A 20,048-nucleotide genomic window follows, 5' to 3' on the forward strand; every position below is an offset into this window, starting at 1 on the left:
CATTCTTACAAGACCGGAATGCACCGCGTCCTTTATATCGTTTAGATAAGAATATTCCTTTAATAAGCCCTGTTTTTCCCCATCCTTTAGTTAGGACACATCCAGAGAGTGGTAAAAAGCATCTTTACTTAGATGCAGCGACAGAAGTTGAAATTGTCGGTTTAGAACCAGAAGAAGGTTCTAAATTGATTGAACAGTTGCGTCAGCATCTAAATCAACCCAAATTCTACTACCAACACAAATGGTCTGTAGGTGATATTGTCTACTGGGATAATCAAGCTACCTTGCATTACCGTCAAGCATTTGATCCAAATGAGCGACGGGTTTTGAAGCGAGTTAGTCTTGCAGGTAGCCGTCCTTTTTAGGTTTTATTATCTAGATAGATATAACGCTTTTAAAAATGGGGTGGTAGTCATCCACCCTCGTTTCTAAATAAAAAAATAAAAAATATTTACTTTATCATAATAACTCTATACATTAATCTTACTTTATTTTGATATTTACTAGTTTCAACAATAATTACAAACACCTCTTTTTGAGTTATGCAGATTTTTTATAAATCAAATATCAACTCTATTTAACCTTGCTTATTAAAATAAATATTGCTTAAACCACACTCACAAAAATAAATTTACAAAAAACCTTCTTATCTCTGCTAGGTAGTGTTCATTAACACTTTATTCAAAGACCAAATCCGATAAAATATAAACCAATACAGTTCAGTCAAACAATTTTTGCCTTCTCTTTCTTCTCTCTGTGTACTCTGCGCCTCTGCGGTTAATTAAAAAAGTGACTTTGGCAAAGAGCGCTAACCATAACTGAAGCTTATTGAGATATCAACTGTATTTAATAACCAATTTGGTTAAACACAATAATATTACAGTAAAAAGTTTTCGATTGAAGGAGACAATAGATTTTTATGGCATTTTCTAAATATTTGCAGCAATTCCATATATCTATTAATAAATCGACAAAAGCGGAAATTGAGAATTTAAAGCCTTTCGTTCCGATAGTAAATCTGATATCTAATAAAAGTCTAGCTACTATAAGAGCAGCTAAATATAAAATTGAACATAACTATCTATCTTTACTTGTAGCTGCTTTATCTCTGACAATCCCAATCAGTATAGTTGGTTGCAGCCAAGAAAATAAAACAACTCAGAACGAAGCATCTGCAATTAGTACGGAAGCTCAAAGTCAATCAGTTTCTAATACTCCCCAAAAACAAGAAGTTCGAATTGTTTATTCTAAGCTTGGTTCTCTTGCAGTTATGAGAAAACAGGGAACTCTAGAAAAAAGTTTGGCAGCAAAGAATTTTACTGTCAAGTGGTTAGAGTTTGCTGCTGGGCCACAAGCTTTAGAAGCATTAAATGCAGGTTCTCTTGATATTGCAGCCACAGCCGAATCACCGCCAATATTTGCCCAAGCCGCAGGTACACCACTTGTCTATGTAGTGACTACAGCATTTAATGGTAAAGGAGTCTCTTTTCTGGTACCGAAAAACTCTCCAATTAAAAGTCCTGCCGACTTTAAAGGCAAAAAAGTTTCTTTTCAAAAAGCTTCTATTGCTCACTATGTTTTGCTAAAAGCACTACAAAAAGATAAGCTAAAGCTCACTGATGTTAAATCTGTTTTCTTACCACCTCCAGATGCAAATGTTGCTTTTAGTCAGGGTGGACTTGATGTTTGGGTAACTTGGGAACCATATATTACAAGAGCCGTACAAAAAAATATTGGTCGTGTATTAATAGATGGGCAAGGACTCCAGGATCTTGGAAGCTTTTATACTACCTCACGTAAATTTGTGAAAGAGCATCCTGAAGTTCTCAAAATTTTCCTGGAGGAGCTTGCAAAAGCAAACGAGTGGTCTAAAAATAACCCCGATAAATTAGCAGAACTTGTTTCTCCTGATGTTGGTATTGATGTTCCTACCTTGAAAGAGATTCAAGCTAAATCAGTTTATGGGTTGCTACCAATTACTGAACAGGTTGTCAATAAGCAACAAAAAATTGCCGATTTGTGGTACAGCCAAGGACTCTTACCAAAGAAGGTTAATGTTAGAGATGGTGTATTAACTCCAAAAGAATATGCGGCTTTTATACCAGAATCAATTAAATCAAAATAGGAAATTATTAAAGTTATCAAGCTTGAATTTAATAATTTAAAAACTTATCTTTTCTTAAGAGCAGAGATTAATTTAGCCTGGAGTTGTAGAAATGTTGAGCAATACTGTAGTAAAAAAATCACCAATTATTAGAAGATTGGCATTGTTTGTAATGCCTGGTTTTTTGGCTTTATCTACCACACTAACCAGTTGTACATCACCCAGTGATAATACAAATAGCGCAACCGAACCAAAAGCAGATCCAGCAGCAACAAAAACCATTAGTTTTAAAACAAAACTTCTGAGAATGGGATATCAAAGTTCTGGTGATTTAGTTAGAGTGAGAGGAGTTTTAGAAAAACGCTTGGAACCCTTGGGTGTGAAAGTTGAATGGGCACAATTTGCCCAAGGACCGCAACTCATGGAAGCGATGAATGTCGGCAAAATTGATGTTGGTTCAGTTGGAGAAACTCCTCCCATTTTTGCCCAAGCTGCTGGTGCAAGAATTGTCTATCTTGCTGGTAGACGAATTACTGCTACTTCTGGGAAAGGAAGTGCGATCGTAGTTCCTAAAGGTTCTCCAATTAAGAGTTTAGCGCAAATCAAAGGACAAAAAGTAGTCTTTCAAAAAGGTTCAGCTTCTCACTATTTCATTATCAAAGCTTTAGAAGAAATGGGCTTGAAATACAGTGATATTCAAGTTCTGAGTATGCCCAATGTGGAAGCCCGTGGTGCATTTATTCAGGGTACTATCCCAGTTTGGGTAACTGGCGATCCTCATTTAGCTTTGGTAGAAAAACTCCACGGTGCGCGGGTGCTGAGAGATGCGACAAATATCGGTACTCCAGGCGGATACTATGTAGGAACACGGGAGTTTGCTAAAGAAAATCCCGAATTACTTCGGATTATCTTGGAAGAGATTGATAAAAATGGTCAATGGGCAGAAACAAATCGTCAAGAAGTAGCCAAACTCATAGCACCTGTACTTAAAATTGATTTACCCATTCAAGAAATAATTTCTGGACGCGCTAATTATCGATTAAAAGGAATTACCCCAGAATTGATGAAAGCTCAACAAAGTGTTGCCGATTTATTTTATAACGAAAAAATTCTGCCCAAAAAGATTGATGTTCAAGAAGCACTGCTAACATCCAAAGAATATGCGGCTATTACTCCACCAACATTGATCAGCGAAAAATAGAAACTAATCAGATTATGATACCTAAACCTCGTCTACCTTGAGAACCGTAGTTTTGTAGGTTGGGTGGAGTGAAACGCAACCCAACATTACCACCTTATTTATGTTGGGTTACGCGATCGCTGCACCCAACCTACATCAATATATCTTTTAAAAAACTCTAGGTTTCAACATAGATGAGGTTTAGGTATTTTTTTCATCAGAAATTACCTAAGTTAGCGATCGCTTCTACTAATTTACCTTGCTCTAATAATTTGGCAAGATGCCTGTGAAATCGGGCTGAAAGTACTTGCTTGGCATTAATTTTTCACGAATGGGTAGTACTTCATCTATGATGCTACTGTGTTACATTTGCCATTATTAAAAATATTTCGTTAAAAGTGCCTCACCAGGTTCTCCCATCTGGTATAATAGCTGTTCAATTTGTTTCATAGCGAGTGGCGAAGGTCGTGTTCGTCCATTTTCCCATCGATTTACAGTGTGGAATGAAACTCCTAACATCGTTGACAGTTTTACCTGTGATAGTTTGAGGCACTGCCGAGTCTCACGAACCAACAGTGCAATGCTTGGCTGTTTGATTGCAGGCATAGGCTAAATATATTTTTTTACAAGATATTGCAATATAGCAGATGCTATAACTCTGAATGCACCTATCTATGGTTATAAAGGTTGTAATTTGATGGTTATGTACTACATCAACTATCATGCAAGCTATTTAAGCTATTAATAGAATTGTTTCAATCTAGGAAATAGAAAATATGAGAGTTTGGCTTGCTTGCTTTTTAGTGCTGTTTGCTTTGGCGGAATTCTTTGACTGGTTGCAAGAATTTAATTTGCCACTACCTATCTATATTTTGGGTGGCGCTTTTTTAGCTGTTGCTTCTAACTATGATAAAATTATTGGCTCCTATTTTGATGAGCCAAGTATCGAAGCATCGCTCGAACAACCCCGGTTAGATTCACTAACACCATCTACTAATCCTGTTGCTTTCTCTATTGCCAGTGCTGTTGAAGATACTCCAACATCTCAAACAGATGATTAGTGCCATTGCGCGGGCAATGGGAGAGGATAAGAGCGAACTAGCGTCGTCATAACCTGTCGTAGACATCGCTTATTTCTATAGTTGATGCTGCGCGTCAGCTTGCTTTAAGAGTAGAAATACGCCAAGGTTTCTCACCAACAAGTAAATTGCTACATTAATAGAGAAGCTCAGGTTAATTAGCTTTTAACCTAGAGTCCGAAAATTAACTTTTGCGCCTGCAACATCTACCCAATTCAGGCTACTGCCGCAACGCTGTGATTAGTGGACTATTAAAAAAACTCCGTGTCCCTTTTATCAAAGTTCAGGATTCCCGTGAAACTTCCAAGAACAAAAGCTGGTTGCAGATTATTTTATTTACCAGTGTGGGAGTCACCGTCTTTATCTGGGGAATTCGGGAACTCAAATGGTTACAGCCTTGGGAGTTAAGAGTTTATGATGAAATGTTGCGATCGCGTCCAGCACAAGCACCTGATCGGCGGATTTTGCTAGTAAAAATCACTGACGACGATCTTAAACGAGAGAAATGGGCTTTATCAGATCGGACAATCAATCAGCTATTAAAAAAAATCGAGTCTTATCAACCGCGAATTGTTGGCTTATATCTTTTCCAACCAGAAGACAACAATTTGGCAACTAATTTCCCAAATCAAGATAACATTGTCAGCACTTGCTTGTTAAGCAGTTTGGGTAGAGATGAAATTCCACCACCGACTAATTTTCCTATAGATAATGTTGGGTTTAGCGATGTCGTTTCTGACAATGAAAACGACCAAGTTCTCCGCCGTAGTTTATTATTTGCTTACTCTACAGACAATAAATGTACAACATCATTTGCATTTGGGGCGCTAATAGCAATTAATTATCTAGAAAAACAAGGTATTGAATACAAGTTTACTAATAAAGGAGAATTACAGTTAGGTAAAACTCTCTTTCCGCGTTTACAACCTAATTCCGGTAGCTATCAACATCTGGACGCAGATGGCTATCAAATATTATTAAATTACCGTCACCCCAACAGCCTCGCCGACCAAGTAACCCTAAGAGATGTTCTTAGTGGCCGAGTCAACCCCAATTTAGTTAAAGACCGCCTTGTAATTATTGGCACTACGGCTGCTAATCTCCCTCCTGGTGGTTTCTATACACCCTACAGCACTTTGCCGGATCAGCCAGCTAAAATGCCTGCTCTGTTTATTCATGCACAGATAGCAAGTCAACTCATCAGTACAGTGTTGGATGGGCGACCTCTAATTTGGTATTGGCCAGACTGGGCAGAATTTATTTGGATGTGGGGTTGGTCGCTTTTAGGTGGAATTATCGTATGGCGATGGCAAAATCCCTTGCTGTTGCTAGTGGTGGGAGGGACAACTCTACTTGGGTTAGTAGGAATCTGCATTGGTTTGTTTTTGCAAGCTGGATGGGTGCCTTTAATTCCCTCTGCTCTTACTTTGGTTGTTAGTAGTATTTGTGTAATTGCTTATACTAGCTACCAAAATCAGCGACAAACTCAGGTGATTATTCTGCAAGTTGAAAAACAACAAGAAGCGATCGCACAATTAAATGTACTCTTAGAAGACAAAACCGCAATTCCCGATTCGTCTCTTGGTTTTCCTCTCCCAGTTGATTCACCAGAAATAAAATCAGGTAATTTGCTTTTGGGTGGACGCTACAAAATTTCTCAAGTTCTTGGTTCAGGTGGATTTGGTCACACTTATTTAGCACAGGATACTCAACGACCGGGTAATCCTACTTGTGTAGTTAAAAAGTTAATGCCAGCCCGTCAAGATACACGATTTTTGCAAGTTGCTCGCAGGTTGTTTCATAGTGAAGCTGAAATATTAGAATCTTTGGGTAAACATCATCAGATTCCTGAACTACTTGCTTATTTTGAAGATGACCAAGAATTCTATTTAATTCAACAATATATCGAAGGACATACTTTAAGTGAAGAATTACCACCTGTGCAGGATGTGCAAAGTGAATCATTTGTCATAGAGATGTTCAAACAAGTTTTAGAAGTTCTAGAATTTGTTCACCAGCATCGAGTGATTCATCGTGATATCAAACCAACTAATATTATTAGATGCGCTCAAGATAATCGGCTGGTATTGATTGACTTTGGTGCAGTCAAATTGATGCAACCCCCAACTAGCGAGCAAACAGAATTAGCTACAGTAGCCATTGGGACGCGGGGTTATGCACCTCCAGAACAATTTGCAGGCCATCCCCGTCTATGTAGTGACATTTACGCTTTAGGAATGATTGGTATTCAAGCCATAACTGGAATACCACCGCAAGAACTCCACCCAGATCCAGAAACGGGGAATGTGATGTGGCGGCATACAGTGCCAGTCAGCGAAGAATTGGCAGGTATTTTAGATAAAATGGTTTGCTATCATTTTAGCGATCGCTATCAATCAGCCGCCGCAGTGTTACAAGATTTAAAACGTATGTAGCTCTAGCAAGCATCCCAAGGTAGGAATTTTAACTCTCACTCGCCAATTTCCGTCGTAATTCCCGAATTGCGGCGCTAGTATTACGGTGTAGGCAATTTTTAAACACTCTGTGACTACCTCTGACACATTGATGTTAGGGAAATAACGGCTACTGCTTTCAACTGTGTAGCGTAGACGCGAAGCGGCTTGTCGGTAGACATCGCCTTGCAATCTGTAAATTACAAGCTGGTTCTTCCTGAACAACCAAACTTCTGGTATTCGATAAGGCAGGTAGTCATTTACATCGGTGTAGCTGGTGATATCTATCTCTACCACCAAATCGGGAGATGGATCAACGCCCCAATTGAGGCGATCTTTACCTGCAATTGCCTCCCAGTTTTCAATATAAAAACAGTAGTCTGGTTCTATACCACTTTCCTGTGGCAGTTCCATTGTGATTGGGGTAAATGCTTCGTATTCTCGTCCTAGATGGTCGAGCAAAACTTTGACTACATCTGCAATTACACTTACTTTACGCCCATGTTCTGGTAGCGGTGCCATCAAGATAATTTCTCCATCTCGATACTTAATACGAGGAGAGGAGCGATCGCCTAGTTGTTTATTGAGTGCTTGATAATCTTGCCAACTTCCGGGTAGGCGTACTACTGCGCCTGGGGCAAATGGATTGTATCGGGTGTGACAACAGCGAACATAGAGCTAATACCTCCACTTCAACTGTAATACTTTACTAATCAATTGCTACGACTAAAAAATACAGCAGCGGCAATAATTAAACCTAAAAGCGCTAGAGGAACCCAGAGATTAGGAATATCTGACAAACTCATATTTAATTACGAATTACGAATTACGAATTATTTTAAACCAATGCCTCCTTTAGCGAATTCTTCAACAGTTTTTTGTGATAATTCGTGAGTAGCGATCGCTTGCAACATTGCCAATGGTAAAGTCAAATGATACGCCCCGGCTTGCAACGATGCGGCTGCTTCTTCTGGAGATTTGATACTAGCTGCTAAGATTTTCGTATCACTGCCTTTGAGTACGCTAGCCATATCCCGTACCAAAGCAATACCGTCACCTAACAACCGCGTAGCTCGATTTACATAAGCTATGGCAATTTTCGCTCCCGCCTCTCGTGCTACTGCTGCTTGTGCTGCACTGTAAATTGCTGTCACCGAACAGGTGATTTCTGGTGATAGACTCGCCACCACTTCAAAACCTAACGGTGTTGCGGGAATCTTTAAAATTGTTTGTGAACCAATAATCTCGAAAGCTTTTCTTCCTTCAGCTAGCATCCCAGCTTTATCAGATGCCACAAGTTGATAGTATAAAGGGCCAGAAGTCAAGGCAACCAAATTTTTGAGCGTGGTTTCTGGTGGAGTATCGCTTTGAGACAACAGCGTGGGATTGGTTGTAATGCCTTTCACCCATCCCCAAAGCTTAACAACTTCGGCTTCAGATGCGATCGCTGAGTCTAGATATAGTGCCATAATTTTCCTGAATCGATTGTTAAAATTAATTTATCAGATGTGCAACTTAAACTTTCTTACGTACCAAAATATTCTGCACTATTTCCTAGCCCTTGGCATACTATTGATTCAGGACTGCCATCAGGAGGTAGTTCAGGAGCAGAATATTTTGCGAATCTATATCCCGAAGATATTCCTAGTTATATTCGACGTAATGAACTTTTCTTTGATGGCAAGAAGTGGAGATATAAAACACCTCACAAAAAAGTGTTTACACCTAATGGTGAGTATAACTTTGTAGTACAGAGAGGCCAGATATATATAGCAAGGCAAAAATTTAGTTTCGGAAGTCATATTGATATTGCAAGAGGTAACAACGTTGCCTTTGCAGGTCAAATTCGCTTTGGTCATAATAAAAACAATAAAGGTCAAATTAAATATTGGAATAATGCTTCTGGTCACTACAAACCATCAGCTAATTCAGCAGGTAACGCTGGTTTGCCATTAAACCTTTTCATACCTTATGGATTTTGACAATAACTTATGAATGATCGTGTTCAAGAATTAATACAGACTAGTACTTATAGATCCTTAACTTCCCAGGAGGAGAAGGTAATTTTAGATTATCTGAAATCAATACCTGAAGTTGCAGTATATGAAATTATCAAGAGCATGGTTGAACAAAAAAGCCTGGTTACTATTGTAATAGCAAAGAAGGTCTTGCATACAAGAGATTATGTCACAAAAATGTTTAACTATGGAGTTTTAGAATCCAATGCTCAAACTATTAAATTATGGTTAGATTTTGCAATTCCTAAACTGGGATTTAAGTCAGTAGTAAAATTAATTGAAGATTTAAATAATGATAGTAATAGGTTAATGGAGAAAGCTATCTATTGGCTTCCTCTGTTTATCTCTGAAAATGAAACAAGGTCTTGGAACTTACTGGAGAAGTTAAAGGAAAAGCTAAAGTGTAGTCCGATCTGAACTTGATTCAGAATTCAGAATTCAGAATTTTAAATTCTTGACTCAGCTTCAAGGGATAATTCTGGTTATACAGCAGCCTACACGGAGAACTTAGGATGACATCTCCAGAAACGGTTATATGGCTACAGGAACGCACCACTTTAGGAATTCTCTCGCCTGAAGTGTTAAATGCGATCGCACAAGTAATTGAAGAACAAGTTGTAAGTGCCGAAACTGACTTAGTTAGCGAAGGCACTCCTCCAGAAGCCCTTTATATTCTCGTCGAAGGTCAACTCGACAGCAATACTACCAATGAAACTAATCCAGCCTTAGCTTGTGGGTTCCTCCCTGGTGCAGTGATTCACCTCAAAGAATTGCTGTTGGAAGAATTAACTCCATTGACAATTACTACCGTAACTGAATGTCATTTGTGGGTTGTACCTGCTGCTAAATTTCGGGCTTTAGCCACCCAATATCCCGAAATTGCTCAGGCTTTTTCCCGCCAATTGGTTCAAGAATTAGCTCAGGTAACATCTGCACTTGGCTATGAACAAGAACGTTCTGTAGCTTTGCGTCCATACTTAGTTACCAAAGCCCAACGCGGAATTGTCGGTACAAGTCGCTATGCTGTGCGCCTGCGGGAGCAAATTCGAGAAGCTGCTGCTGATCGCAAATCAGTAGATATTTTCGGTGAACCAGGGTTAGAAAAGGACAATATAGCAGCACTTATCCACTTTGGTTCTCCAAAACGGCGAGAACCAATCATTAAAGTAAATTGCGGTATTCTGCAAACTAGCGGCGCAGACTTATTTGGTCGCGCTGGCGGTAAACCGGGACTATTAGAATGGTTGGGAGAAGGTACTTTAGTTCTCAATAACATCCAAGAACTACCCGAAGAATTATTACCTCCCGTGACGCAGTTGCTCAAAACTGGCATGTATACCCCCGTCAGTCGTTCTGGAGAAACATTAGCCCAACCTCGTCCCAGTAAAGCCAGAATTCTGATTGTTTCCGAAAAAACTCAGCCGACAATTGAACGCTGTATTGGCCACATTATTAAAGTACCACCGCTAAGGGTGCGAAAAGCTGATATTCAGGCGCAGGTTGAATATTATACAAGTCTCTACATTCGCTCTAGAGGCGTTCCGAAACCGCATATTACCCCAGAAGCTTTGCGTCGCCTCCAGTCTTATGATTTTCCTGGGAACCTCAAGGAATTAAAAAATCTGGTTGAAAGAGCGATCGTGCAAGCTGAGGGTACTGATGAATTAACAGAAGAAATTTTCTGGCCAGCTGAAACGAAGAAAAAACGATTTCGAGTAAATTTGTTAAATGCCTATCCTAGTTTACGGCGGTTTTTACGTAGTCCTTGGTGGCCCGATCGCATTAATTATGGTTTTACTGCAACGGCTTTTGCAATTACTGTAGCAATATTATTTATTGGGCCACAAACCCGCGATCGCAATTTCGTATTAAATCTATTTTGGGCTTGGTGGTGGCCTTTCTTCTTATTTCTCTTTCCCTTTTTGGGACGCATCTGGTGTTCTGTTTGTCCCTTCATGATTTACGGCGAAATTACCCAAAAGTTATCTCTCTGGCTGTGGCCACGACAACTCAAACGCTGGCCGAGACAGCAAGCTGAGAAGTGGGGCGGATGGTTCATGTTTGGTTTATTCACCCTAATTTTCTTATGGGAAGAACTCTGGCATTTAGAAAATACCGCTTACCTCAGCGCTTGTTTGCTGCTGTTAATTACCGCCGGGGCGATGATTTTCTCTGCCATTTTTGAGCGGCGGTTTTGGTGTCGATATCTCTGCCCCATTGGTGGGATGAATGGTTTATTTGCCAAACTCTCAATGACGGAACTCCGTGCCCAGCAAGGAATATGTTCTGCCAGTTGCACTACCTATCAGTGTTATAAAGGTGGGCCACAAAAGGGCGAAGGGATGGAAACTAATGGATGTCCTTTATACTCCCACCCCGCGCAGTTAGAAGATAACAGAGATTGCGTACTGTGCATGACTTGCCTGAAAGCCTGTCCCCATCGTTCCGTTGAATTCAACTTGCGTCCCCCTGGTATTGAACTGTGGACAACTCATGTACCCCGCACTTATGAAGTAGCATTACTATTTTTGCTGTTGGGTGGGATATATCTGCATCGCTTGCCAGAATTACAATCTTGGTTTGGTTTACAACTGGATTTAACTCAGTTTTGGCAGCACTTCGGATTATCGCTGCTAGTGTTAATTATCCCAGCGATCTTTACCTTTGGGGTTTATCGTTTGCTGAAATTGTTGAACTTTAACCGAAAGCCAAAATCATTTGTAGAACTTGCTTATGGCTATTTACCATTGGTGTTAGGCGGAAACTTGGCTCACTATTTGCGTTTGGGCTTAGGCGAAGGCGGACGGATTTTACCTGTTACCTTTGCTACTCTTGGTTTGGGCGGAGAACAATTGCCAATATTGGTTGCTCACCCGGCTGTGATTGCCTTTTTGCAAGGTGCAACGATAATTTTCTCAGTGTTGATGACTATGTTATTAACTCAAAAAATTGCCAAGCAACCAGTGAAATCCCTCCTTGGACAACATTTAGCAGCGATCGCTTTGGGAGCTAGTTTGTGGGCAATTATCGTGTTCTAGCGATGTCTCCTTTGTATGCCATTCCACTCTGATCTTACTCCCCTTCCCTACAAGGGAAGGGGCTGGGGGTTAGGTCTGTATTCTGACTAGAAAACGACTATATTTCACCAAGAATTCTCTACATCACTTAGACTAGGTGCAAAAAGTGAGTTAAAAACATTCTTCTTCCCTACGAACGTGATAGAAAATACTTATATGATTTATGATTTTTGATTCATAGTGTAAGGATTACAGATAATGCATGTTCTAAAAAGATCCATCAAACCAGCACCTTATATATCATTCCTCCACATCTACCAAACTACTTGGGGGACAGCTGGTGATATTTGTTTAATCCGTGAATCGATTGCTGAAGAAAGTACAGCGAAGTTTATCGGTCACAAAGTCCAACTAGTAGTTCCAAAGGGGCTAGAGCGCGATCGCATCGCCAACTGTCCAATAATTAAGGTTGCAGGTAATGTCGGCGACGGACATCCTAAAGAACACCCATTGGAATGGGAAGCTTATGAAGGTGTAAGTGAAGAAATAGCTTTAGCGGCTCTCAAACCTTGGGGATTCAAGTTAATTGAACTCTAATGTAGCAAACCAGGCTTCTAAATCCGCGATCGCCTGAAAATCCAACAATGCTTCACCGAGATTTTCTAATTGTTCTAAAGAGAGAGTTTCAATCCGGTCAAGCATATCTTGGGGTAATTCTCCCACCCGTCGAGTAAGTTGACGGAGAATGAGCAATTGCCCTTCTGCTTTTCGTCCTCGTTGTTCGCCTCGTTGTTCACCTTCAGCGAGAATTTCTTGATAAATCACTGACTCGCGCATCATACCCTCCCGAAATAATTGTCGAATCAAATCTTGATTATATTTTAACCCCGCTAAGATTTGGGTGTAAGCAGAAATTTCTGGTCGTTGTCTTGGTTCAAGTTGGCTAACTTTTCCCACAACTTGTTGCAACAAAGCTTGGGGTTGCGTGGTTGCGGCCAGTGGTGCTAATGGTAACAAAGCTGGATCGTTGAGGAATAGTTCGGGATTTTCTTCCCATAAGCGAATCACGCGATATTCGTGACGGGTAGTTTCCACACAGAAGACAGTTTCAATTACTGTTTCTGGTGAAGGGGGAAGCAATAATACGACAACTTGCGTTATTGGTAGACGATACAAACGATACAAGCGCACCCAATAATCTAGCATCCGCAAGGGTAGGGGTGGCGTAGATTCTAGTTTGGTTTGAAATTCCAGATGGAGAATGTGTCCTTGTAATTGTAAAAATGTGACATAATCAGCGCGAATTGGTTCAATGCTCAATTCGGTTTTGAGGACTTTGACGGAAGTTTGGGGTGTACCTAATACCCAACTGGCAAAGGTAGCAGGATGTTTTTCGGACAGGAGTTTGCAGAGGTTATCAAAGGACATTGACGATCGCTAACAAGTGAACGAGGTATTTGAACTCCATTAATGAGTTTTGAACTGGATGAATCCACCTCTCAACTCCGTTAATGAGTCTTGGTTGAGGGTAAATTCTTGATTTAATAAAAATCTGACTTTTCACATCATCATATAGAAAAGCTAACGCTAAACCTAAACCCTGAGCAAGCTTTCTTACTAGGGAATGGAAGCGAGGTTTTCTAGATAAGAGTGAAAAGTCAGATATGGCAATGAGTGGAAAAAGAGATCGTGTCTGTCCTACCGCCAAGTAGAATCAATGCTCAGTTCACTTGGAAGTAAGCTTAATAGATAGGCACAGGGATTAATAACGACCCCAGTTGCGATCGCGCTCATAGCGAAAGTTATTATCACGAATGTTACGAAGGTTATTGTCGCGGTCATATCGGCGATCGTTATCGCGGTTAAAGCGGCGATCGTTATCGCGATTAAAGCGGCGATCGTTATCACGGTTAAAACGGCGATCATTATCGCGGTCAAAGCGGCGATCATTATCGCGGTCATATCGGCGGTTATAGCGGCGATCGTTGTTGCGGTCATAACGGCGATCGTTGTCACGAATGTTGCGAAGGTCGTTCTGGCGGTCATAATCACCATTTCTGTAGTGACGACTATGACGTTCGTAGTTACCATCATTGTTGTCTCGATAGCCGTAGCTATCAGACTCAGCAACATAAGACGCTGGTGTATTAGCCTCAGCTTTTGGAGAAATAGCCAAAGCTGATGCAGATGCTATCAAGCCAGCCAGCAAAATAGAGGTAAAGCGGTTCATAATGTTAGTCAAAAATTATTGACATTAATTTATGCAAGTCTAGTCTGTTTAGGAAGAGCAGATTCCACAAGTCTTTAAATCTATGCTATCAGTCTTGAATAAATCAGAAAGTTTTCTTGGGTGCGGTGATTGAGAAAACTTTTGTTGTCTGTAATACTTTTTGAACTTCCAAATCCCATGAAAAGTTAAAATTAAAATGAGTATTTGAACTGGATGAATCCACCTTTTATCTCCATCAACGAGAAAATTAGGGTTTCAGCCTACAAGTAGAACGCGATCGCACCTTACCAAAACCTACCAGCTAGCTAATGCTCCAATCCACAAAAAAAACGCACACCAATTATAATTAGTGTGCGTCTGCGGTTAAATTTTATTTAGAAATTCTCGAACTTAGCGATCGCATCCTTCATCTTATCCACCACCTCATCAACAGCGATAACTCCCAATTCCCCAGAGGCGCGGGTACGGATACTCAAGGTGTTGGTTTCAACTTCCTTGGCTCCCACCACTGCCATCACGGGTATTTTTTCTTTCTCTGCATTGCGAATTTGTTTACCCAAGCGATCGCCACTGGTATCAACTTCTGCACGGATGCCCAACGCTCTCATCTTCGCCACCACATCTTTAGCAAAGTCTAGCTGTGTATCACCCACTGGGAGTAATCTAGCTTGCACTGGCGCTAACCACAAAGGAAAATCGCCCGCGTATTCTTCAATTAAGATCCCAATCAACCTTTCCAGTGAACCAAAAGGCGCACGGTGAATCATCACTGGACGTTTGCGAACCCCATCTTCAGCGACGTATTCCAACTCAAAGCGTTCAGGCAAATTGTAATCTACCTGCACAGTTCCTAATTGCCACTCCCGATCTAGGGCATCACTAAAGATAAAGTCAAGTTTAGGCCCATAAAATGCCGCTTCTCCAATCCCTTCAAAGTGTTCCATCCCCAAGGTTTCAACCGCACGGCGAATCGCACCTTCGGCTTTGTCCCAAACTTCATCAGAACCGATGTACTTATCACTAGCAGGATCGCGGAAACTGAGTCTAGCTTTAAAGTTCTTCAGTTGCAGCTTATTGAACACCGACAAAATCAAATCCACCACACTGAGGAATTCGCTATCTAGCTGTTCTGGAGTAACGAACAGGTGAGAATCATCTACAGTAAAACCACGCACCCGCGTTAAACCGCCCAATTCGCCTGATTGTTCGTAGCGGTAAACAGTACCAAATTCCGCCAGGCGCATTGGTAGTTCTCGATAAGAGCGTAACTCACTCTTATATATTTGGATATGGAAGGGGCAGTTCATTGGCTTCATAACGAAGCCCTGTTCCTGTGCAGCAGCTTCCTGATCATCTGCCATTAAGGGGAACATATCTTCTTTATATTTCTGCCAATGTCCAGAGGTTTTAAATAAATCTACTCTGGCAATGTGAGGTGTTACTACAGATAAGTAACCCCGTTTTAATTGTTCTTGCTTGAGGAAGTCTTCTAAGGTACTCCGTAACAAAGTACCCTTTGGTGTCCACAAAGGTAAACCCGGCCCTACTAAATCAGAGAATATAAATAATCCCAGTTCTTTGCCAAGTTTCCGATGATCTCGCCGTAGCGCTTCTTCTTTACGCCGCTTATATTCAGCCAGTTGTTCTGGACTTTCCCAAGCGGTGGCGTAGATGCGCTGTAATTGGGCTTTAGTTTCATCCCCACGCCAATAAGCGCCCGCAACACTTTCTAATTCAATTGCTTTCGGGTTTAATTCACTGATATTTTCCAGATGAGGCCCCGCGCACAAATCCCACCATTCATTCCCCAGGTGGTAAATGGTGATTGGTTCCTGTTTGATATCTCCCAGAATTTCTAGCTTGTAAGGTTCGTTAATTTCCTGAATCCGGCGTGCGGCTTCTTCGCGGCTGACTTCTTCTCGAATTACTGGCAATTTGCGATTGATAATCTTCGCCATCTCTTTTTTGATGGCTTTGAGATCATTTTCGCTAAATGGTTCTGGACTGTCGAAGTCATAGTAAAAACCGTTTTCTATCCAAGGGCCGATTGTAACTTGCGCCTTGGGAAACAGCTTTTGTACCGCCATTGCCATTACATGGGAAGCAGTGTGACGAATCTTTTTTAAGTTCTCCGATTCGCTGGTACGTGGTAAATAGATTTTTTCAACTTGTTCTGACTGTTGTGATTGATTTGATGAATTTGGCGACATTGGCTGCTGAACCGTTGGCGAAGTGATTACAAAAGGTGATTTATCTGAATCTGTAGGCTTACTCAACTATAGCGACTTTGGTTTTTGCCAGTTCAGCTTTATCTTCCAACTACCGAAATAATTTTTCGCCAGGGATAAAGATAAATTTTTGATCGGGTAGCTGAGTATTAAATTCAGGATTCCAGGCGTAGCCCGTCGTAGACATCGCTAAATTATCTTATGAATTGCAACTCGGTGTCAGCTACCCCTCCCATTCGATACATACAGCTTATCCAAAGGAACTGTACAGACCCATTAGCAAGACTATATAATAAAATCTGTACTATTTGTTACATTCTTTTACATTTACCGAAATTAGTAGATTAGAATAAATAAAAATAATATTAAGAAACGTAAATAACGTTAATATTAGTAAGAAAGTTGGAAAAATCCTTCTTATTTATGTCAGACTCAAATTTACCAGGGACTGAGTTGCTGAAAACAGTTTTAGAACCACTGCTAGAAGATTTTCAGCATTGGTTTACGCGATCACGCCATTTACTCGAAACTGAGCAGCTATCATTTATGAGTGACCAAGAACAATCTGATTTGCTCTTACGTGTTAAACAAGCGCAAGAAGAACTAAGTACGGCCAAAATGCTATTTGCTGCTACCGATAAACAAGTCGGAATTGATATGGCAACGTTAATGCCTTGGCATCAATTAGTAACAGAATGCTGGAATGTTGCAATGCGCTTTCGTCAAGAGCGTGAAGTCTAAATAGATGGGAGCATCTGTTAAATTTCCGCAGACTATATTAGCTAATGTCTAACGACAAGATGCTAAACCAGTCATCAAAGAGATAGTAGAAAAAGCTTAACAATTTCTTAACATTATTTGGATTAACAAGATAATGTATCCTATGCTACCGTAAGTGAAATAACGGTTGACAAATAGCTTCATATAAATGTAATAGCACCAAAGTGCGTCAAATAGTCATCTTAACTGTGAGTCACAGTGTCGGCGAAACAAAGCGTTACAAAATAAAGTTTTAAAAATTGTTGTTCTGGAGGAAAATCTAATGTTACACCTGCTTTACATTCTTGCTTTTACAATCCTTGCATTTATGGCTGTTGGCAACTTAATTCGTAACCTGATCATGTTCAGTTTTGATCGCGAGCGAACTTACCCAACGAATTCCTCACCAATGAATAATCAAGGTAAATACGGTTATTATTCATCAAAAAAACAGTTTGTACCCCATCCAGAGTTATTAGATAGCGCGGGTAACTTAATTAAAGAGCCGCTTTTGGTAATGCGTTCGATTAACGTTGAAGATGCGCGTCAACATCTAGATGCACTTTACGAAGCATCCCCAGGACGTAAGAGTGAAAATTCAGAAGAAGTATAAAATTTAGGACTTAGGAGTTTGGGTGTAAATTATTGTTGTTTTACATCCTTAACCCTTCTTGGAATAGAAATTTATTACCATCCTTGAATGTGAATGGCAGATTTTTAACAATTTTTCGTTTACAATTCTGACTCCTGAATTCTGTCTCGATAAAAAAAAGGAGCCTGACTCAGACTCCCTTAATGTAAAAATTGCTAATAGAATTGTGACTACTTGATAGTCACCTTACCGCCAGCTTCTTCGATGCGCTTCTTAGCATCTTCAGCAGCATCCTTAGCAATGCCTTCCTTAACTGCCTTGGGAGCAGCTTCTACCAAGTCTTTTGCTTCTTTCAGACCCAAACCGGTCAATTCCCGGACAATCTTCAGCACAGCAATCTTCTTATCAGCTGGGACTGAATCGAGAATCACTTCAAACTCGGTTTGCTCAACAGCTTCTTCAGCCGGAGCCGCACCACCAGGGCCAGCCATCATCATCATACCGCCAACAGGTGCAGCAGCACTTACGCCAAAAGCTTCTTCAATTTGCTTGACTAGCTCAGAAGCTTCCAGCAAAGAAAGGGTTTTTAGTTGTTCTAAAATTTGATCGGTTGCAGCAGACATTGATATAACTCCTGTAATTTTGATTATTTATTTGTCAGGGGTCATTAGTCTTTAACTATAGACTTTTGACTCTTGACTGATGAACCACAAAGTTTATTCAGTAGCGGTTTCAGCGCTGCTATCTTGTACAGCAGCAGTTTCGGTGCTACCACCACTTTGTTCTTGGTCGGCCACAGCCTTCAAAGCACGAGCCAGTGAACCAGGAACTTCGTTGATACCCACAGCAATCTTGGTAGCCAAGGCGTTGATAGCCCCAGCAATTTGCGCGATGAGTTGTTCCTTAGATGGCAAGTCTCCCAGTACCTTGACATCAGGTTCTTTGAGTAGGCGACCTTCCAGGACACCACCACGAAGTTCTGTTTTCTTGGTAACTTTTTGGAATTCTTGGTATGCCTTAATTGCCGATGAAAAATCATCTTTTACTAGCAAAAAGGCGGAAGAACCATTGAGCAATTCCGACAAAGGCTGCCATTTCTCATCACCTTCAATGGCAATGCCCATCAGGGTATTCTTCGTCACCTTACAAACCGTACCACTAGGACGTAGCCGCCGCCGTAAGTCTGTGATTTCCGAAACTGTTAGCCCCTGATAGTCAATTACCAGTGCCAGAGTTGACTCACTCAAAGTTTCTTTGAGGTCAGCTACTATTTCTTTTTTATTTTCTAGTGTTCTACCCATTCCAATCTCACCTCCTTAAAATAATCGGGGAAGTGCCCTACTTGTATGTTTCTTTTAAACCTGAAAACCCAAACAACAAACCCCGGCTAATACTAGCCGGGGTTGAGTATTAAGACTCGTGATGCCATAGTTATCACGCCTTTAGGGGTGGTAATTTTGACAATTAGAGTTTTAACCTCGGCAGGGTATTTAAGCTATTAGCACCTGCTGTCTCCGGCTTTGCCTATTCGATTTTATGATTAGTCATTTGTCCTTTGTTTTTGTCTTTACAAATGACTAATGACTAAAAATTAACCTACTTCGCTCAGTTTTAAATCTCGTAGGGCGGTGACATCAATTTTAATCGATGGCCCCATTGTGGCTGACACATAAAATGTGCGCCAATAACGACCTTTAGCTCCTGAAGGACGGTTACGGTCAATCGTCTCCTGCAATGCCTTCAGGTTGACTAACAAATCTTCAGGCGAGAAGGTTGTCTTACCAAACATAACATGAACAATACCAGTTCTGTCAGCTCGGAATTCTAATTTACCAGCTTTGAATTCTGCGATCGCACTTGCTATATCAAATGTTACGGTTCCACCTTTGGGCGATGGCATCAAACCACGGGGACCTAGCAACTTACCCAGCTTTGCCACCTGTGGCATCACATCTGGTGTGGCAATCAGCTTGTCAAAATCCATTCTACCTTTCTGGATTTCGTCAATCAGTTCTTCTGACCCGACTATATCAGCCCCAGCGTTGCTGGCTTCGTTTACCTTTTCGCCTCTGGCTATCACTGCCACCCGAACGATTTGTCCTGTGCCTTTAGGCAGTGCTACCGTTGTCCGCAACTGTTGGTCTGTATATTTGGGGTCAATTCCCAACCGGATATGCGCTTCCGCAGCTTCAACAAATTTAGCTGTTGCTGTGTCTTTGAGAAGGGCTAAAGCTTCTAAAGGATGATAATCCTTATCTTCTACTTTTGCTTGCAGCGTCTGCAAACGACGCGATATTTTTGCCATTTTTTTCTCCTGGGGTAATTCCGAAGCCTCGCCTCTCCCCCGATAATTTTTTTATGAGTCCTTTGTCATTTGTCTTACCCTGC

General features: G+C 40.9%; 20 protein-coding genes and 1 other annotated feature. Of the genes, 11 read left to right on the top strand and 9 right to left on the bottom strand.

Annotated features, from left to right (window positions below):
• Positions 1 to 62 precede the first annotated feature (62 nt).
• From FD724_RS16655 to FD724_RS16665, 3 genes are all read left to right on the top strand, one after another.
• A complete protein-coding gene (locus FD724_RS16655; protein ID WP_254625976.1) occupies positions 63 to 365 on the top strand; it encodes a TauD/TfdA family dioxygenase in 303 nt (100 codons plus the stop codon).
• A gap of 554 nt (positions 366 to 919) precedes the next feature.
• Positions 920 to 2,125, top strand: a complete 1,206-nt coding sequence (locus FD724_RS16660) for an aliphatic sulfonate ABC transporter substrate-binding protein (RefSeq protein WP_179073394.1) — start codon at positions 920 to 922, stop codon at positions 2,123 to 2,125.
• Between the two features lie 91 nt (positions 2,126 to 2,216).
• On the top strand, positions 2,217 to 3,305 hold the full coding sequence (locus FD724_RS16665) for a sulfonate ABC transporter substrate-binding protein (RefSeq protein ID WP_179073395.1): 1,089 nt from the start codon (positions 2,217 to 2,219) through the stop codon (positions 3,303 to 3,305).
• Positions 3,306 to 3,662: 357 nt separating this feature from the next.
• Here FD724_RS16665 and FD724_RS16670 read toward each other — a convergent pair whose 3' ends face one another.
• Positions 3,663 to 3,890: a DNA-binding transcriptional regulator gene (locus FD724_RS16670; protein ID WP_179073396.1), complete on the bottom strand. Its 228-nt coding sequence runs from the start codon at positions 3,888 to 3,890 to the stop codon at positions 3,663 to 3,665.
• A 170-nt stretch (positions 3,891 to 4,060) separates the two neighbouring features.
• On the opposite strand from FD724_RS16670, the gene FD724_RS16675 reads away from it, so the two are divergent.
• On the top strand, positions 4,061 to 4,345 hold the full coding sequence (locus FD724_RS16675) for a hypothetical protein (RefSeq protein ID WP_179073397.1): 285 nt from the start codon (positions 4,061 to 4,063) through the stop codon (positions 4,343 to 4,345).
• Between the two features lie 254 nt (positions 4,346 to 4,599).
• On the top strand, positions 4,600 to 6,798 hold the full coding sequence (locus FD724_RS16680) for a CHASE2 domain-containing protein (protein WP_179075536.1): 2,199 nt from the start codon (positions 4,600 to 4,602) through the stop codon (positions 6,796 to 6,798).
• Here the strand turns inward: FD724_RS16680 and FD724_RS16685 are convergent.
• The gene (locus FD724_RS16685; RefSeq protein WP_306297096.1) at positions 6,784 to 7,368 is read right to left on the bottom strand and encodes a Uma2 family endonuclease; all 585 of its coding nucleotides are present in this window, start codon (positions 7,366 to 7,368) and stop codon (positions 6,784 to 6,786) included. The genes FD724_RS16680 and FD724_RS16685 overlap by 15 nt on opposite strands.
• Positions 7,369 to 7,649: 281 nt before the next feature.
• Positions 7,650 to 8,285, bottom strand: a complete 636-nt coding sequence (locus FD724_RS16690; protein WP_179073398.1) for a transaldolase family protein — start codon at positions 8,283 to 8,285, stop codon at positions 7,650 to 7,652.
• Positions 8,286 to 8,324: 39 nt separating this feature from the next.
• Between FD724_RS16690 and FD724_RS16695 the strand changes: the two genes are divergently transcribed.
• The 4 genes from FD724_RS16695 to FD724_RS16710 all read left to right on the top strand — a co-directional run bounded on the left by FD724_RS16695 (position 8,325) and on the right by FD724_RS16710 (position 12,448).
• Complete coding sequence (locus FD724_RS16695) at positions 8,325 to 8,798, top strand: hypothetical protein (RefSeq protein WP_179073399.1); 474 nt, start codon at positions 8,325 to 8,327, stop codon at positions 8,796 to 8,798.
• A gap of 9 nt (positions 8,799 to 8,807) precedes the next feature.
• Positions 8,808 to 9,251 carry a hypothetical protein gene (locus FD724_RS16700; RefSeq protein WP_179073400.1) on the top strand — a complete coding sequence of 148 codons (444 nt, stop codon included), beginning with the start codon at positions 8,808 to 8,810 and terminating at the stop codon, positions 9,249 to 9,251.
• A 95-nt stretch (positions 9,252 to 9,346) separates the two neighbouring features.
• Positions 9,347 to 11,872 (top strand): sigma 54-interacting transcriptional regulator, encoded by a 2,526-nt coding sequence (locus FD724_RS16705; protein WP_179073401.1) that lies wholly within the window; start codon positions 9,347 to 9,349, stop codon positions 11,870 to 11,872.
• 237 nt (positions 11,873 to 12,109) lie between these two features.
• On the top strand, positions 12,110 to 12,448 hold the full coding sequence (locus tag FD724_RS16710; protein ID WP_114081426.1) for a hypothetical protein: 339 nt from the start codon (positions 12,110 to 12,112) through the stop codon (positions 12,446 to 12,448).
• On the opposite strand, the gene FD724_RS16715 is transcribed toward FD724_RS16710, so the two are convergent.
• The 3 genes from FD724_RS16715 to thrS form a co-directional block, all read right to left on the bottom strand.
• Entirely contained in the window at positions 12,434 to 13,279 is an 846-nt protein-coding gene (locus FD724_RS16715; protein WP_179073402.1) for a DUF4351 domain-containing protein, read from the bottom strand. The two genes, FD724_RS16710 and FD724_RS16715, sit on opposite strands and share 15 nt — an antisense overlap.
• Positions 13,280 to 13,613: 334 nt before the next feature.
• The gene (locus tag FD724_RS16720; RefSeq protein ID WP_245246158.1) at positions 13,614 to 14,081 is read right to left on the bottom strand and encodes a hypothetical protein; all 468 of its coding nucleotides are present in this window, start codon (positions 14,079 to 14,081) and stop codon (positions 13,614 to 13,616) included.
• 374 nt (positions 14,082 to 14,455) lie between these two features.
• Positions 14,456 to 16,291: a threonine--tRNA ligase gene (gene thrS, locus FD724_RS16725; protein WP_114081428.1), complete on the bottom strand. Its 1,836-nt coding sequence runs from the start codon at positions 16,289 to 16,291 to the stop codon at positions 14,456 to 14,458.
• Positions 16,292 to 16,732: 441 nt separating this feature from the next.
• Between thrS and FD724_RS16730 the strand changes: the two genes are divergently transcribed.
• A complete protein-coding gene (locus tag FD724_RS16730) occupies positions 16,733 to 17,050 on the top strand; it encodes a DUF2605 domain-containing protein (protein ID WP_012412097.1) in 318 nt (105 codons plus the stop codon).
• A gap of 301 nt (positions 17,051 to 17,351) precedes the next feature.
• On the top strand, positions 17,352 to 17,681 hold the full coding sequence (locus tag FD724_RS16735; protein ID WP_114081429.1) for a DUF2973 domain-containing protein: 330 nt from the start codon (positions 17,352 to 17,354) through the stop codon (positions 17,679 to 17,681).
• Positions 17,682 to 17,890: 209 nt separating this feature from the next.
• Here FD724_RS16735 and rplL read toward each other — a convergent pair whose 3' ends face one another.
• The 3 genes from rplL to rplA form a co-directional block, all read right to left on the bottom strand.
• On the bottom strand, positions 17,891 to 18,283 hold the full coding sequence (gene rplL / locus FD724_RS16740; RefSeq protein WP_012412095.1) for a 50S ribosomal protein L7/L12: 393 nt from the start codon (positions 18,281 to 18,283) through the stop codon (positions 17,891 to 17,893).
• Between the two features lie 93 nt (positions 18,284 to 18,376).
• Positions 18,377 to 18,961, bottom strand: coding sequence for a 50S ribosomal protein L10 (rplJ, locus tag FD724_RS16745; protein WP_179073403.1), 585 nt, complete (start codon positions 18,959 to 18,961; stop codon positions 18,377 to 18,379).
• 65 nt (positions 18,962 to 19,026) lie between these two features.
• Positions 19,027 to 19,196: a sequence feature (ribosomal protein L10 leader region), on the bottom strand.
• Between the two features lie 55 nt (positions 19,197 to 19,251).
• The gene (gene rplA, locus FD724_RS16750) at positions 19,252 to 19,965 is read right to left on the bottom strand and encodes a 50S ribosomal protein L1 (RefSeq protein WP_012412093.1); all 714 of its coding nucleotides are present in this window, start codon (positions 19,963 to 19,965) and stop codon (positions 19,252 to 19,254) included.
• Positions 19,966 to 20,048: the final 83 nt, after the last annotated feature.

Origin of the sequence: Nostoc sp. C057, assembly GCF_013393925.1 — a bacterium.
GTDB lineage: Bacteria > Cyanobacteriota > Cyanobacteriia > Cyanobacteriales > Nostocaceae > Nostoc > Nostoc muscorum_A.